At 67.0% G+C, this 16210-nt stretch carries 12 protein-coding genes; 10 read left to right on the forward strand and 2 right to left on the reverse strand.

Translation table 11 applies throughout. The features are described from left to right. Positions 1-999, reverse strand: coding sequence for an asparaginase (locus tag AC1DVA_RS15210; protein ID WP_476806400.1), 999 nt, complete (start codon positions 997-999; stop codon positions 1-3). A 140-nt stretch (positions 1000-1139) separates the two neighbouring features. On the opposite strand from AC1DVA_RS15210, the gene AC1DVA_RS15215 reads away from it, so the two are divergent. The 5 genes from AC1DVA_RS15215 to AC1DVA_RS15235 all read left to right on the forward strand — a co-directional run bounded on the left by AC1DVA_RS15215 (position 1140) and on the right by AC1DVA_RS15235 (position 7576). After that, a complete protein-coding gene (locus AC1DVA_RS15215; protein WP_265052463.1) occupies positions 1140-1964 on the forward strand; it encodes an alpha/beta hydrolase in 825 nt (274 codons plus the stop codon). A gap of 112 nt (positions 1965-2076) precedes the next feature. Next, positions 2077-2313, forward strand: coding sequence for an Lrp/AsnC ligand binding domain-containing protein (locus AC1DVA_RS15220; RefSeq protein ID WP_038361355.1), 237 nt, complete (start codon positions 2077-2079; stop codon positions 2311-2313). 247 nt (positions 2314-2560) lie between these two features. Then, complete coding sequence (locus AC1DVA_RS15225; protein ID WP_265052462.1) at positions 2561-4861, forward strand: NADP-dependent malic enzyme; 2301 nt, start codon at positions 2561-2563, stop codon at positions 4859-4861. Positions 4862-5004: 143 nt separating this feature from the next. Beyond that, complete coding sequence (locus AC1DVA_RS15230) at positions 5005-6606, forward strand: peptide ABC transporter substrate-binding protein (RefSeq protein ID WP_476806401.1); 1602 nt, start codon at positions 5005-5007, stop codon at positions 6604-6606. A gap of 112 nt (positions 6607-6718) precedes the next feature. Continuing rightward, a complete protein-coding gene (locus AC1DVA_RS15235; protein ID WP_265052460.1) occupies positions 6719-7576 on the forward strand; it encodes a D-amino-acid transaminase in 858 nt (285 codons plus the stop codon). An 83-nt stretch (positions 7577-7659) separates the two neighbouring features. On the opposite strand, the gene guaD is transcribed toward AC1DVA_RS15235, so the two are convergent. Further along, a complete protein-coding gene (guaD, locus tag AC1DVA_RS15240; protein WP_476806402.1) occupies positions 7660-8985 on the reverse strand; it encodes a guanine deaminase in 1326 nt (441 codons plus the stop codon). Positions 8986-9228: 243 nt separating this feature from the next. Between guaD and xdhA the strand changes: the two genes are divergently transcribed. The 5 genes from xdhA to AC1DVA_RS15265 form a co-directional block, all read left to right on the forward strand. Beyond that, positions 9229-10719 (forward strand): xanthine dehydrogenase small subunit, encoded by a 1491-nt coding sequence (gene xdhA, locus AC1DVA_RS15245; RefSeq protein WP_476806403.1) that lies wholly within the window; start codon positions 9229-9231, stop codon positions 10717-10719. After that, entirely contained in the window at positions 10712-13072 is a 2361-nt protein-coding gene (gene xdhB, locus AC1DVA_RS15250; RefSeq protein WP_476806404.1) for a xanthine dehydrogenase molybdopterin binding subunit, read from the forward strand. The genes xdhA and xdhB overlap by 8 nt, the downstream gene beginning before the upstream one ends. Before the next feature lie 175 nt (positions 13073-13247). After that, positions 13248-14090, forward strand: a complete 843-nt coding sequence (gene xdhC / locus AC1DVA_RS15255; RefSeq protein ID WP_476806405.1) for a xanthine dehydrogenase accessory protein XdhC — start codon at positions 13248-13250, stop codon at positions 14088-14090. Beyond that, positions 14074-15618: an ABC transporter ATP-binding protein gene (locus tag AC1DVA_RS15260; RefSeq protein WP_476806406.1), complete on the forward strand. Its 1545-nt coding sequence runs from the start codon at positions 14074-14076 to the stop codon at positions 15616-15618. Before xdhC ends, AC1DVA_RS15260 begins: the two co-directional genes overlap by 17 nt. Then, on the forward strand, positions 15611-16210 hold a 600-nt coding region (locus AC1DVA_RS15265; RefSeq protein ID WP_476806407.1), incomplete at its 3' end, for an ABC transporter permease. The genes AC1DVA_RS15260 and AC1DVA_RS15265, both read left to right, overlap by 8 nt.

Consider the following 16210-nt stretch of genomic DNA (forward strand, 5'->3'; position numbering starts at 1 on the left):
TCAGGCGGCCGGCGCGCGGATGCGACCGACCTCGATGCCGTTCCAGTTCTTCAGCACGGTCTCGCGCAGCGGCGCAAAAGCCGCCTGCGTCGGCTCGTCCATTGGCAGGAAGCGGGCGATCAGCGCGCCGAGCGCAACCTCCGCGGCGCGACCGGCGCCGTCATCGCATTTCAGCGCGATGCCGTAGCCCAGCTCCGGGAGGGCGGCGCAATAGACACCCTCGGCCCCGGTCTTGGTGAAGGCGCGCGCGCCCAGCAGCTCCATCAGCCGCGTGTCGTAGCGGCCTGTGCCGGCCACCATGAAGGGATGGGCGGCTGCGGCGGCGCGGATGCGCGCGGCCGCTTTCGCCCGCTCGGGGCCGAAGCCATGGCCGGTGCCCAGCCGCGCGAAGCCGAGCGCCAGCGCCTTGAGCGGCACGGCGTAGGAGGGAATCGAGCAGCCGTCGATGCCCATGCGCTCGGAGGTATGGGGCGCGCCGGTCACCGTCTCCAGCGCGTCCCGCACCGCCTGCTGCACGGGGTGGATCGCCTTCACATAGCCGGCCGGGTCCTCATCCAGACCGCAGGCGAGGCAGACGAAGCCGGCATGCTTGCCGGAGCAGTTGTTGTTCAGCGCACTGGGTTCGGCGCCCGATTTAGCCAGCTCGCGCGCCACGGCCTCGTTCATCGGCCAGTGCGCGCCGCATTCGAGACAGCCGGCATCGCGCCCAGCCTTCTTCAGCATGGCGAGCGAGGTCTGGGCGTGAAGCGGCTCGCCGGAATGCGAGGACACCGCGAGCGCGATCTCGGCCTCCGTCAGCCCGTAACGATCGGCAGCGCCACTCTCCAGGAGCGGCAGCCCCTGGATCGCCTTCACGGCCGAACGCGGAAACACCGGCCGATCGAGATCGCCGGTGGCGAAGACCACCGCCCCATCGGCATCGACCACGATCGCGGAACCGCGATGCCGCGATTCGACGACATTGCCGCGCGTGACTTCGGCGAGGACAGGGTTTTCCATGGCGGCCTCCAGATTCCGCTTGCTGCGGATAGCCGGTTTTGGCGCCGACAGTACGACCTGTCAAAAGCGCTGGCGGAAACCGCGCGCGGCTGCCACCGTAGTTCCGAAGTCAGCCGAGCCTTCTCCCGAGCAGGATACCGATGTCGCCGGATTACGAGACCGAATACGACAACCGCGCCCGCGTGCCGGAGCATCCCGGCATCGTCGCCGGCTGGCAGGCCGATGCCGCGGCCTACCGCGCCACGGCGCTGTGCGAACTCGGCGTCTCCTATGGCGAGGGCGAGCGGCAGTTCTACGATCTGTTCAAACCCGAAACGATCCAAGGCAACGCGCTCGTCATGTTCATCCATGGCGGCTACTGGCAGAGACTGGATCGCAGCCATTTCTCGCATATGGCACGGGGGTTGAACGGGCTCGGCCTGCCCGTCGCGGTTGTCGGCTACGACCTCTGCCCGCAGGTCGATCTCGGCCATATCGTCTGGGAGCTGCAGCAGGCAGCTGCTGCCTTATGGCGGCGCTTCGGCCTGCCCGTCGTCGCGACCGGGCATTCCGCCGGCGGGCATCTCAGCGCCTGCACGCTGGCCACCGACTGGAAGAATGTCGACGCCGATCTGCCCGAGCATCTGGTGCCGGCCGCCTATGGCATCTCCGGCCTCTACAACCTCAAGCCCCTGACCGAGACGAGCATCAACAAGGCGCTCGGCCTCAGCATGGAGGCGGCCGAGCTCGAAAGCCCGCTGTTCTGGTCGGCACCGTCGCGGCTGACGATGGATGCCGTGGTCGGCGGCGCAGAGAGCGACGAGTACCACAAGCAGAGCCGCCGGCTCGTCGATGTCTGGGGCCTTGAAGGCGTGACGACACGCTATGAGGAGATCCCCGGCGCCAATCACTTCACCGTCATCGCCGGGCTGGCGGAGCCGGACAATCCAATGACCCGGCGCATCGCCGCCCTCGCCGGAGCCTGATCTTCCGGCGCGGAGGATCGCCCTTGTTTCCGCATCGGCCTTGTCCGAAAACCGCATTCCACTTTTCGGGCCGATGCCCTATCCAGACCGCATCAGAGTTTCGGAGCGCGCGATGCAGACCTTCTTCGTCGAGATCAAATGCAAGCTCGGCAAGACCTACGAGGTCGCCAGCGAGCTGGCCGATCGCGAGATCGCCTCCGAGATCTACTCGACCGCCGGCAACTACGACATCCTGGCCAAGTTCCATGTCGCGGCCGATGTCGATATCGGCCATTTCGTCGCGCAGAAGGTGCAGTCGATCCCCGAGATCGCCGACACCCACACGATCATCACCTTCAAGGCGTTCTGAGCCCGCATCGGCCATCGATATCCGGGCCTGACCGGTCCAGCGTCGTTTCAGGATGCCATTTCCTGAATCAGGCCAGCAGGTTGCAACGGTTGGCTCAGAGCGTGATTCACGTCCTTCACAGATTGATTCAACCGGGCGTGGCCCCCTCCCCGGCAACGCGCTGCCAGTTGAGGCATCCTGACCGCTTGACGCCGTAGGGGCTTTCGCGCGACCAGCAACATTCGGATTGCGGGGATGAACGCGCGCTATGAAAAGCACTCTCTCTAACGATCTGCGCTCGGGCGCGCTCGTCTATCACCGCCAGCCCCGGCCCGGTAAGCTCGAGATCCAGGCTACCAAGCCGCTCGGCAACCAGCGCGACCTGGCGCTTGCCTATTCGCCCGGCGTCGCCGCCGCATGCGAGGCGATCGTCGACGATCCGTCGGAAGCCGCCGAGCTCACCTCCCGCCAGAACCTCGTCGCCGTCATCACCAACGGCACCGCCGTGCTGGGCCTCGGCGATATCGGCCCTCTCGCCTCCAAGCCGGTGATGGAGGGCAAGGCGGTCCTGTTCAAGAAATTCGCCGGGATCGACTGCTTCGACATCGAGGTCGAACAGAAGAACATCGAGAAGTTCGTCGAGGTGGTCGCGGCGCTGGAGCCGACCTTCGGCGGCATCAACCTCGAGGACATCAAGGGCCCGGAATGCTTCGAGATCGAGGAGCAGCTCAAGGCCCGGATGAAGATTCCGGTTTTCCATGACGACCAGCACGGCACGGCGATCATCGTCTCGGCCGCAGTGCTGAACGGGCTCGACCTCGCCGCCAAGAAGATCGCCGACGTCAAGATCGTGGTTTCCGGAGCGGGCGCCGCCGCGCTCGCCTGCCTGAACCTGCTGGTCGAGCTGGGCGCGCAGCGCAAGAACATCTGGGTCACCGATCTCGACGGCGTGGTCTACAAGGGCCGCAACACGCTGATGGATCGCTGGAAGGAGATCTATGCGCAGGAGACCGACGCCCGCACGCTCGCCGACGTGATCGGCGGCGCGGATGTCTTCCTCGGCCTCTCGGCTGCCGGCGTGCTCAAGCCCGAGATGGCCAAGAGCATGGCGGCGAAGCCTCTGATCCTGGCGCTCGCCAACCCGAATCCCGAGATCACGCCCGAGGACGCGCTCGCGGTGCGCCCCGACGCGATGATCTGCACCGGCCGCTCGGACTACCCGAACCAGGTCAACAACGTCCTGTGCTTCCCCTATATCTTCCGCGGCGCGCTCGACGTGCAGGCGACGACGATCAACGAGGCGATGAAGCTCGCCGCGGTGCGCGCCATCGCGGCGCTCGCCCGCGAGGCGACCTCCGACATCGCGGCGCGCGCCTATGGCGGCGAGGCCTCGACCTTCGGCGCGAACTCGCTGATCCCGAACCCGTTCGATCCGCGCCTGATCATGCGCATCGCCCCCGCCGTGGCCGAGGCCGCGATGGCGACTGGCGTGGCGCGCAAGCCGCTGGTCGATGTCGAGGCCTATCGCGACCAGCTCTCGCGCTTCGTCTTCCGCTCCGGCTTCCTGATGAAGCCGCTGTTCCAGCAGGCCAAGGCCGACCCCAAGCGCGTGATCTATGCCGAGGGCGAGGACGAGCGCGTGCTGCGCGCCGCCCAGGTCGCGCTGGAGGAAGGGCTCGCCATCCCGATCCTGATCGGCCGCCCGAGCGTGATCGAGACCCGCATCCAGCGCTTCGGCCTGTCGCTGAAGCCGGGCGTCGACTTCGAGGTGATCAACCCGGAAGACGACCCGCGCTATCGCGACTACGTCCAGACCTATCTCGACATCGCCGGCCGGCGCGGCATCACGCCGGAGGCGGCGCGCGCACTGGTGCGCACCAACAACACGGTGATCGCGGCGCTGGCCGTGGCGCGCGGTGAGGCCGATGCGATGATCTCCGGTCTCGAAGGCCGGTTTATGTCGCGGCTGCGGCACATCAAGGACATCATCGGCCTGGCGCCCAATGTCTGCGACATCGCGGCGATGACGCTGATCATCACCAACAAGGGCGCCTTCTTCCTCTCAGACACGCATGTGAAGCACGATCCGACCGCCGAGGAGATCGCGGACATGACCGTGCTGGCGGCCAATCACGTCCAGCGCTTCGGCCTGGAGCCCAAGATCGCGCTGCTCTCGCATTCGGATTTCGGCGCGGCGGACACCCCGACCTCGCTCAAGATGCGCAAGGCGCTGAAGCTGATCCGCGAGCGGGCGCCGCAGCTCGAATGCGACGGCGAGATGGAGGCCGACACGGCGCTGGTGCCGCTGATCCGCGAGCGCGTCCTGCCCTCCTCGACGCTGAAGGACATGGCCAACGTCCTGATCTTCCCCAATCTCGACGCCGCCAACATCGCCTATCAGTTCGCCAAGGTGCTGGCCGATGCGCTGCCGGTCGGGCCGATCCTGATCGGCACGGCGAAGCCGGCCCATATCCTCACCAGCTCGGTGACGGCCCGCGGCGTGGTCAACATGACCGCCGTCGCCGTCGTCGAGGCGCAGGAGAGCGCGGCGAAGGCGGCGGGCCGCTAGGCCTGTAGCCAGCTCCTGACAGTCCAGGCCGGAAAACGACGACGTGAGCGTCGTTTTCCGGCTTGGCAGACTCACTCAGTCGGGTTCTACTTCCTTTCAAGTCGGGCATCGCTCGCAACGACGCCCGATCGAGGGAGGTTGCCATGCTCGATGTCACGCGCCGCAACGCACCTTTGGCGCTCGCCGCCATCCTGGCCGCGACCCGTGCCGCGACGGCACAGGGCCGGATCGTCTTCCATCGCGGCAATGATGGCGATCCGGAAACGCTCGATCCGCACAAGACCTCGACAGTCGCCGAAGCCCACCTGCTGCGCGATCTGCGCGAAGGCCTCGTCATCCACAACATGAGGGGGGAAGTCGTCCCCGGCGTCGCCGAGAGCTGGACGATGAGCCCGGACGGCAAGCTCTGGCGCTTTTCACTGCGCGCCAATGCGAAATGGTCCAATGGCGATCCGGTCAGGGGCGCAGACTTCGTCTATTCCTTCCGCCGCATCCTGAACCCCGAAACCGGCGCCAGATACGCCAACCTGCTCTACCCGCTCCGCAATGCCGAGGCGATCCACAAGGCGGCGGCCGGCTCGTCGCTCGACAGTCTCGGCGTTTCGGCTGTCGACGAGCGGACGCTGGAAATCGCGCTCGAACGGCCGACGCCCTATCTCCTCGAACTGCTGACCCATCAGAGCGCCCTGCCCGTCCACCCGGCGAGCGCCGCCACCGCGACGCCGGAGCCGGGACGGGCAGAGAACCTGATCACCAACGGCGCCTACAGCATCAAGGAGTTCGCCCCGAATTCGCATATCCGGCTCGACCGCAATCCGCATTTCCACGACGCGGCGAATGTGAAGATCGATACGGTGATCTTCTATCCGGCCTCCGACCTCGTGGCGGCGGCGCGGCGCTTCCAGGCCGGCGAACTGCACCTGACCACGGACATTCCGGCCGACCAATTCAAGCAGCTGAAGCAAAAGCTCGGCGAGCAGGTCCGCATCGGCCCCTATCTCGCGACCTATTTCCTGATCATCAACAGCGCCAAGCCGCCCTTCGACGACGCTCGCGTTCGCCGGGCGCTGTCGCTGCAACTCGACCGCGAATTCATCGCAGACCGGATCTGGGGCGGCACGATGCTGCCGGCCTATGGCGTGGTGCCGCCGCATATCGGCAATTACGGCGAGCGCGCCGAACTCGATTTCCGCTACAGCTCGGTGCTGGAGCGCGAGGACGAGGCCAAGCGCCTGCTGGCCTCGGCCGGCTTCGGCAGCGGCGTGCCGCTCGATATCGAGTTCCGCTTCAACACCACCGACAACAACCGCCACACGGCTGAAGCGATCGCCGAGCAGTGGCGCGCCATCGGGGTCGAAACCCGCTTCGTCGAGACCGATTACCGCACGCATTTTGCCTATCTGCGGGAAGGCGGCGATTTCGATGTCGCGCGCTATGGCTGGATCGGCGACTATTCCGACCCGCAGAACTTCCTGTTCCTGTTCCAGAGCGACAATGCCGGCTTCAACATCGGCAAATACAGTAATCCGCAATTCGACGCGCTGATGAAGCTCGCCGCCGACGAACTCGATATCGCCCGACGCGCCGCGATCCTGCGCGAGGCCGACAGCATCGTCATCACCGAGGAACCCTGGATTCCGGTGCTTCACTATTCGACGAAGAACCTGGTTTCGCCGAAGCTCGCCGGCTTCGAGCAGAACCTGCGCGGCGCGATCCCAACCCGCTTCCTGAGCCTTAAACCATAGGCAAGCCGGCCCTGCGCCAGACGCCGGGCGGTTTCCCTGCCTTGGTGCTCGCAACCGCTGCGAAGCTTCGCTAGGAAGGGCGCGTCCTTTTCCATCCAGCGAGTCCGCAGCGATGAGCCGTATCGTCTATGTCAATGGCGCCTATCTTCCCGAGGAAGAGGCGAAGATTTCCGTGTTCGACCGCGGCTTCATCTTCGGCGACGGCATCTACGAGGTCTCGGCGGTGATCGGCGGCAAGCTCGTCGATTGCGAGGCGCATCTGGCCCGCCTCGAACGCTCCTGCGGCGAGATCCGGCTGGCGCTGCCCTGGGCGAAGGCCGAGCTGGTCGCGATCCACGAGGAGCTGATCAAGCGCAACGGGCTCGACGAGGGCGGCATCTACCTGCAGGTCTCGCGTGGCGCGGCCGATCGCGACTTCCCCTTCCCCAAGGATGTCCAGCCGACGCTGGTGATGTTCACCCAGGCCCGCAATTTCGTGAACGCGCCGGGCGCCAAGACCGGCATCAAGGTCGTCTCGACGCCCGACCTGCGCTGGGCTCGCCGCGACATCAAGAGCGTCAACCTGCTCGCCCCCGTCCTCGCCAAGCAGTTCGCGCTGGAGAGCGGCGCGCAGGAAGCCTGGCTCGTCGAGGACGGCGTGGTGACGGAAGGCGCCTCCTCCACCGCCTGGATCGTCAAGGGCAAGACGCTGATCTCGCGCCCGCTCTCGAACAAGGTGCTGCCGGGCATCACCCGCAAGGCCGTGCTGGCCTTCCTGGCGGAGTCGGGCTTCTCCTTCGAGGAGCGCGAATTCACGCTGGAAGAGGCGATCGACGCCGAGGAGGCCTTCATCACCTCCGCGACCAGCCTCGTCATGCCGGTGACCACGATCGACAGCCACACGATCCATAACGGCGCGCCCGGCCCGGCGACGCTGCGCCTGCGCGAGATCTATATCGACCACGCCCGCAAGGGCGGCGCGCTGGGCTGAATTGCCTGAACAGCCGAGATGGTCGGGCTTGACCCGACCATCTCGGAAACCAGCTATCTCGGCATGAGATTCTCGGGTCGGCGCTAGGCGCCGCCCGAGAATGATGCTCCAGCGGTGCGTTCCCCCATCACATAGGTCGCGGCGACATTGCGCTCGTCGCCGAGGGTGACGAGCACGAAAAGCTCCTCGGCCAGATCGCGCACCGTCTCCATCCGGTGCGCCATCGCCCGTGTCGCACCGGTATCGAGCACCACCACATCCGCCTCGCGGCCGGGCTCGAACGATCCGATCAGATGATCGAGGCCGAGCGCGGCGGCGTTGCCCAGCGTGATCGCGTGCAGCGCCGCGAAGGCGGACAGCGACTGCCCCTGCAATTGCAGCACCTTGTAGGCCTCGGCCATGGTCCGTAGCATCGAATAGGAGGTTCCGCCGCCGATATCGGTCGCGATGGCGACCTTGACGCCGCGCTGGCGGGCATGGGCGCAGTCGAACAGGCCTGAGCCGAGAAACAGGTTCGAGGTCGGACAGAACACCGCGACCGCGCCGGTCTCCGCAAAAGCCTGCCATTCGTTGTGAGTCATGTGGATGCAATGACCCATGAGGCTCCTGGGTCCGAGCAGGCCGTAGCCCCTGTAGATGTCGGCATAATCCGCGGCCTGGGGATAGAGCTTGCGGGCGAAGGCGATCTCGGCCCGGTTCTCGTTGATATGGGTCTGGACGTGGCAGTGGGGATGCTCGGCCGCAAGCTGCCCGGCCGCGGCCAGTTGCTCCGGCGTCGAGGTCATGGCGAAGCGTGGCGTGATCCCATAGAGCTGCCGCCCCTTGCCGTGCCAGCGCGCGATCAGCGCCTTCGAGTCGCGATAGCCGCTTTCGGCCGTATCGGTCAGCGCTTCCGGCGCGTTGCGGTCCATCATCACCTTGCCGGCGATCATGCGGGTGTTGCGTCGCTCGGATTCGGCGAAGAAAGCGTCCGCCGAATGCGGATGCACCGAGCAGTAGACCGCCGCCGTGGTGGTGCCGCTCGCAAGCAATTCGTCGAGGAAGAAGCGCGAGAGCTTCTCGGCATGGCCCTGTTGGCCGAGCTTCTGCTCCTCGACGAAGGTGTATTTGTTCAGCCACTCCATCAGCTGCGCGCCATAGGACGCGACAACCTGCGTCTGCGGCATGTGGATGTGCGCGTCTATGAAGCCGGGCATGATCAGATGCGGCCGGTGGTCCACGATCTCGGCGTCGGCAGGCAGCGTCGGCAGCAGCGCCTTCGCCTCGCCCGCCGCCTTGACGAGCCCGCCCTCGATGACGAGCAGCCCATCCGCAATGAACCGATGCGCGGCCTCTCCCGCGGTCCAGGGATCATCGACGAACCAGAGCAGGCGGCCGCGCAGCGCGCGGATGGCGGTGGGGGCAGTCACGTTCGGCGGCTCCAGCACAAATCCACGTCACATCTGCACCAAATCAAAGCTTCCGGCCAAGCGCGGATCGTGCCTAATCTGAGGGCATGAAGTTGTGCATTACCCGGCGGTGGTCATCCCGGACGCAGCGAAGCGAAGATCCGGGATCCATGCCTGAACCTTCGCCGGACGCGCTCCGGCATGGATCCCGGGCCAAGACCGGAATGACCTCGTTACAATGGAAGCCGGACGGAGGTCCGCACCATGCGTGACACCCTGCGCTTCCTGCTCGGCGACGCGCTGATCGAGATCGATCGCTGCGACCCGACGCTGACGGTGCTCGACTGGCTGCGCCTCGACAGGCGCATGACCGGCACGAAGGAAGGCTGTGCCGAGGGCGATTGCGGCGCCTGCACCGTCGTGGTCGGCCGGCTCGACGGCGGCCGGCTGCGCTATGAGGCGATCAACGCCTGCATCCGCTTCCTGCCGACGCTGGACGGCTGCCAGCTTCTCACGGTGGAGCATCTCAAGGGATCGGATGGCAGCCTGCACCCGGTGCAGCAGGCGATGGTGGAATGCCATGGCTCGCAATGCGGCTTCTGCACGCCGGGCTTCGTGATGTCGCTGCTGGCGCTACGCCTGAACGAAGCCGAGCCCGGCATCGGGCGGATCGAGGATGCGCTGGCCGGCAATCTCTGCCGCTGCACCGGCTACGAGCCGATCATCGCCGCCGGACGGCGCATGGACGAAATCGCGCCGCGCGAGCAGGACCGTTTCCTGCGCGACCGCGCGGCCGTTGCCGAACGGCTCATGGCGTTGCAAGACGAGGAGACGCTGAAGCTCGATGGCTCCGGCCGGAGCTTCCATGCGCCCGCGACGACCGAGGCCCTGGCCGAGCTCGTCGCCACTCATCCGCAGGCGACTCTGGTGGCGGGCGCCACCGATGTCGGGCTCTGGGTCACCAAGGGCATGAAGCGGCTCGATCCGGTGATCTATCTCGGGCGGATCGAGGCGTTGCGCGGTATCGAAGACGAGGGCGACCATCTGCGCTTCGGCGCGATGGCTGGTCATATCGACGTCAGGACCGCCCTCGCCCGACTCTCGCCGCAGCTCGACGAGCTGATGCGGCGGTTCGGCGGCGAGCAGGTGCGCAATGCCGGCACGATCGGCGGCAACATCGCCAACGGCTCGCCGATCGGAGACCTGCCGCCGGCCCTGATCGCGCTCGACGCGACGCTGGTGCTGGCGCGCCAAGGCGCAAACGGCATCGAACGCCGTACGATCCCTCTCGAAAGCTTCTTCCTCGACTACCGCAAGCAGGACCGGCACCCGGACGAGTTCGTCGAGGCGGTGCTGGTGCCGAAACTGGGGACGGACGCGCAGTTCCACGTCTCCAAGGTGTCGAAGCGCTTCGACGAGGATATCTCCGCCATTTGCGGCGCCTTCCGCCTGCGACTGGGGCCGGATGGCCACGTCAGCGAGGCGCGGCTCGCCTATGGCGGCATGGCCGGCATCCCCAAGCGGGCGAAGGCGGCGGAAGAGGCACTGCTCGGCCAGCCATGGGATGAGACAGCTGTCGCCGCTGCCATCGCCGCCCTGCCACAGGATTTCACACCGCTCAGCGACATGCGCGCTTCGGCCACCTATCGCCTGAAGGTCGCCGGCAATCTGCTGCGGCGCTTCCTGATCGAGACGACCGCGCCCACGGGGCAAACCCGCGTTGCCGGCCTGCTGGCGGAGGTCGCCCATGGCTGACGCGCGCCGCAAGCTGGATATCGCCATCGAGGCCGGGCCGGTGGGCAGCGCCCGCATCCACGACTCGGCGATCAAGCATGTCGCGGGCGAAGCGTTCTACATCGACGACATCGCCGCGCCGGAAGGCCTGCTCCACGCCTATCTCGGCACGAGCGGCATCGCCCACGGCCGGCTGATCTCGCTCGATCTCGATCCGGTGAGGCAGGCGCCCGGCGTCGTCGCGGTGCTGACGGCCGCGGATTTGCCCGGCGCCAACGACATCTCCTCGACGCACCGCCACGACGAGCCGCTCTTCGCGACGGATGCGATCCTCTTCCACGGCCAGCCGCTTTTTGCCGTCGTAGCCGAAACACGCGAGCAGGCGCGCCATGCAGCAGCTCTGGCCAAGGCCGACTATGCGGAGGAAGCGCCGCTCATCGACATCGCCGCCGCAAGAGCCGCGGGCGGGACGCTCGTCACCGATCCGCTGAAGCTCGAACGCGGAGACCTCGCCGCGGCGCTGGCCGCGAGCCCGCGTCGGCTGACCGGCTCGATGGCGATCGGCGGTCAGGAGCATTTCTACCTCGAAAGCCAGATCGCGCTCGCCGTCCCCGGCGAGGACGAGGACATACTCGTGCTGGTCTCGACCCAGCATCCGAGTGAGGTCCAGCACATGGTCGCCGCCGTGCTCGGTGTCGGCTCGCATGCGGTGACCGTCGAGGTCCGGCGCATGGGCGGCGGTTTCGGCGGCAAGGAGACACAGGCCAATCTCTTCGCCTGCGTCGCGGCGATCTGCGCGCGCAGGCTCAGGCGCCCGGTGAAGCTCCGGCCGGACCGCGACGACGATATGGCGATCACCGGCAAGCGCCATGATTTCGTCTGCGACTACGAGATCGGCTTCGACGACGAGGGCCGCATCCACGCCGTCGACGCGGTCTATGCCGCGCGCTGCGGCTGGAACGCCGATCTCTCAGGCCCGGTAACGGACCGCGCCCTGTTCCATATGGACAATTGCTATTTCTACCCGGCCGTGCGCGCCCGCTCGGAGCCGCTGCTGACCCATACCTGCTCGAACACCGCCTTTCGCGGCTTCGGTGGGCCACAGGGGATGGTCGGGGCCGAGCGTTTCATCGAGGAGGTCGCCTTCGCGACAGGGCTCGACCCGCTGGAGGTGCGCCGGCGCAATCTCTATGGCGGCAATTCTTCCAGTGAAGGACTTGGCCGGGACGTCACGCCCTATCACCAGACGGTCGAGGACAATATCGCAGCCGAGGTCATCGCCGAGCTGGAGCGGCGCTCAGACTACCAGGCCCGCAAGGCGGCGATCCGGGAGGCCAATGCGAAGAGCCTCATCGTGAAGCGAGGCATCGCGCTGACACCGGTCAAGTTCGGCATCTCCTTCACCGCGACCTGGTTCAACCAGGCCGGCGCGCTGGTGCATGTCTATACCGACGGCACGGTCGCGCTGAACCATGGCGGCACCGAGATGGGGCAAGGGCTCTACATCAAGGTGGCGCAGGTGGTGGCGCAGGCCTTCGGCATCGGGCTCGACCAGATCAAGATCACCCCGACCACCACCGGCAAGGTGCCGAACACCTCGGCCACTGCCGCCTCCTCCGGTTCCGACCTCAACGGCATGGCTGCGCTCGATGCCTGCGAGACGATCAAGAAGCGATTGACCGAATTCGCGGCGAAGCACTGGCAGGAGCGGCCCGAGGACATTGCCTTCCTGCCGGGGCGGGTGAAGATCGGCCCCCGCGACATCGCCTTCGGGGATTTGGTCCAGGCCGCGTACATGGCCCGCATCCAGCTTTCGGCGACCGGCTTCTACGCCACGCCGAAGATCCATTGGGACCGCAAGGCCGGGCGCGGCCATCCCTTCTATTATTTTGCCTATGGCGCGGCGGCAGCCGAGGTCGCCATCGATACGCTGACCGGCGAATACAAGGTCGAGCGGGTCGATATCCTGCATGATTGCGGGCAGTCGCTGAACCCGGCGATCGACAAGGGCCAGATCGAAGGCGGCTTCGTGCAGGGTATGGGCTGGCTGACGACCGAGGAGCTGGTCTGGGACAAGAAGGGCCGGCTCTGGACGCATGCGCCCTCGACCTACAAGATTCCCGTCGCTTCCGACCGGCCACGCATCTTCAACGTGCATCTGCTCGAGAACTCACCGAACCGCGAGGCGACGATCCATCGCTCGAAGGCCGTGGGCGAGCCGCCGCTGATGCTGGCGATCTCGGTGCTGCATGCGCTGTCGGATGCGGTGGCGAGCGTGGGGGATTATCGGGTCTGCCCGCGCCTCGATGCGCCGGCGACGCCCGAGCGGGTGCTGGATGCGGTGGAGCGGGTCACGGTGGAGGTTGGGCGGTGAGGTTCGGAACCTCCCCCGTCATTCCGGGGCTTCGCGCAGCGAAGAGCCCGGAACCCATAACCGCCAATGGTGCTCGCAAGAGCGTCACGGTACCCGCTCTTTCCTGCCATAGCTGCGGTTATGGGTTCCGGGCTCGGCCCTGCGGCCCGCCCCGGAATGACGGCGGAGGTGAGACATGACCCTCTCCACCTTCCTCGCCGCACATCGCCACGAAGGCATCGTCCTCGTAAGGATCGAAGCCGCCGAAGGCTCGACACCGCGCGAGGCCGGCGCCTGCATCGCCGTCAGCGCGAGTGCCGTCGCCGGGACCATCGGCGGCGGTCAGCTCGAGTTTCACTGCATCGACCTCGCCCGGCACATGCTGAGCGAAGGCGCCGAGGGCCAGTTGCTCGACATCCCGCTCGGCCCGCAGATGGGGCAGTGCTGCGGCGGCCGGGTGCGCGTTTCACTGCGCCATTGCGGTGCGGCCGAGCGCGCCATGATCGCGACGCGCGAGAAGGCGGAAGCGGCGGCGCGGCCGCCGGTCCTGATCTTCGGCGCCGGCCATACCGGGCGTGCGCTGGCGAAGGCGCTGGCGACCCTGCCCTTTTCGGTCTCCCTCATCGACGACCGCGACGACGTCATGACCGGGCTGCCCCCGACCGTGACCTGCATCCGCATGGCCGACCCCGTGGATGCGATGGCGGGAGCGCCGCAAGGTGCCGCTGTCGTCGTGCTCTCGCATAGCCACGCGCTGGATTACCGGCTGGCGGAAGCGGCGCTGGCGCGGGGCGATGCCGCCTATGTCGGCATGATCGGCTCCGCCACCAAGCGCGCGCGCTTCGAGGCGAGCTTCCTGCGCAGCGGCGGCCGGCGCGAGGCGCTGGCGCGATTGACATGCCCGATCGGTGGTTCGGATGTGGACGACAAGCGCCCGGAGGTGATCGCGGCCTTGACGGCAGCCGAGCTGGTGCGTTGCTTGCTTGGCCGCCGGCAGCCGGCGAAAGGGAGACGGGCCAGACATGAATCCGCCGCGTGAGCAGGATGTGCCGCCGCGGCTGGCGCTCGCCCATATCTCCAAGAGCTTCCCAGGCGTCAAAGCCAACGAAGACATCAGCCTGAGCGTTGAGCCGGGCGAAATCCACGCTTTGCTCGGCGAGAACGGGGCCGGCAAGTCGACGCTGGTCAAGATCATCTACGGCGTGCAGCAGGCCGACGAAGGCACGATCCACTGGAACGGCTCGCCCGTCGCGATTTCCTCGCCCAAGGCCGCGCGCAGGCTCGGCATCGGCATGGTCTTCCAGCATTTCTCGCTGTTCGACGCCATGACGGTGATCGAGAACATCGCACTCGGGCTCGACGAGGCGGTGGACCGCGAGGAGCTCAAGCGCCGCGTCGCCGCCATCCTGCAATCCTATTCGCTGCCGCTCGATCCCGAACGCGAGGTGCATACGCTCTCGGTCGGCGAGCGCCAGCGCATCGAGATCGTGCGCTGCCTGCTGCAGAAGCCGAAACTGCTGATCATGGACGAGCCGACCTCGGTGCTGACGCCGCAGGAGGTCGAGCGCCTGTTCGCGACACTCAGACAGATCGCGGCGGAGGGCTGCTCGATCCTCTACATTTCGCACAAGCTGCACGAGATCAAGGCGCTCTGCGACAGCGCCACCATCCTGCGCGGCGGGCGCGTGGTCGCGACCTGCGACCCCAAGGTCGCGACGACCAAGCGCATGGCCGAGCTGATGATCGGCGCGGAGCTGCGCAAGATCGAACACGGCAAGGCGGCCGTGGCCGGAGCGGTCCGGCTGGAGGCCAAGGGGCTCTCCCTGCCGGGCGAGCCGCCTTTCGGTACCGATCTGGAGAACGTCTCGTTCGAGGCGCGGGCCGGCGAGATCCTCGGCATCGCCGGTGTGGCCGGCAACGGGCAGGCAGAACTGCTGACCGCACTCTCGGGCGAACAGCTGGCCGCCAATGCCGAGGCGATCAGGCTCGACGGCAAGGCGATCGGCTTCGAAGGCGCCGGCCCGCGTCGGGCTCTCGGCCTCGCCTGCGTGCCCGAGGAACGCAACGGCCATGCCGCCGTGCCGGATTTCTCGCTCGCCGACAACGGCGTCCTGACCGCGCGCCACCGCCTGCCGCTGGCGCCTCACGGCTTCATCAGCCGCGGCAGCGTCCGGCGCTTCGCCGACAGCGTCATCAAGCTCTTCGACGTCAGAACCACAGGCAATGGCGCCCTCGCCCGCTCGCTCTCGGGCGGCAATCTGCAGAAGTTCATCATGGGCCGAGAGATCGGCCAGCAGCCGGCCGTGCTCGTCGTCTCGCAGCCGACCTGGGGCGTCGATGCTGGCGCCGCCGCCGCGATCCGGCAGGAGCTTGTCGACCTCGCGGCCAAGGGCTCGGCGGTGGTGGTGATCTCCCAGGATCTCGACGAGCTGCTCGAACTCGCCGACCGGCTCTGCGTCATCAACGAAGGCCGGCTGTCGGTGCCGCGCCCCGTCGCCAGCCTCGGCATCGATGAGATCGGCCTGATGATGGGCGGTGTCCACGGCGCGGAGACGGCGCATGCTTGAGTGGCGCCGCCGCCGCGAGCCGAGCATGCTGATGCTGGCCTTGAGCCCGCTGATCGCGATCGTGCTGACCATGCTGCTCGGCATGATCGTCTTCACCGCCATGGGCTATGACGGCTTCCATGCCGTCGGCAGCATCTTCCTGACGCCGTTCCTGGAACCGCAGCGCTGGGCCGATATCGGCGTCAAGGGCGCGCCGCTCATCATGATCGCACTCGGGCTCGCGATCGGCTTCCGGGCCAATGTCTGGAACATCGGCGCCGAGGGGCAGTACATCATGGGCGCGATCGCCGGCACAGGAGTCGCCCTGCTGACCTACGGCATGACCGGGTGGTGGATCCTGCCCGCCATGGTGCTTGCGGGTATCCTTGGCGGCATGGCCTGGGCCGCGATCCCGGCATTCCTGCGGGTGAAACTGCAGGTCAGCGAGATCCTGACCAGCCTGATGCTGACCTATGTCGCGGTCCAGTTCCTGTATTTCCTCGTGCGCGGGCCGTGGAAGGATCCGGAGGGCTTCAACTTCCCGCAGACGCGGATGTTCACCGCCGACCAGACGCTGCCGACGATGTGGGAGGGCTCTCTCGTCCATCTCGGC

It is taken from the genome of Allobosea sp. P4_C6 (assembly GCF_056402015.1).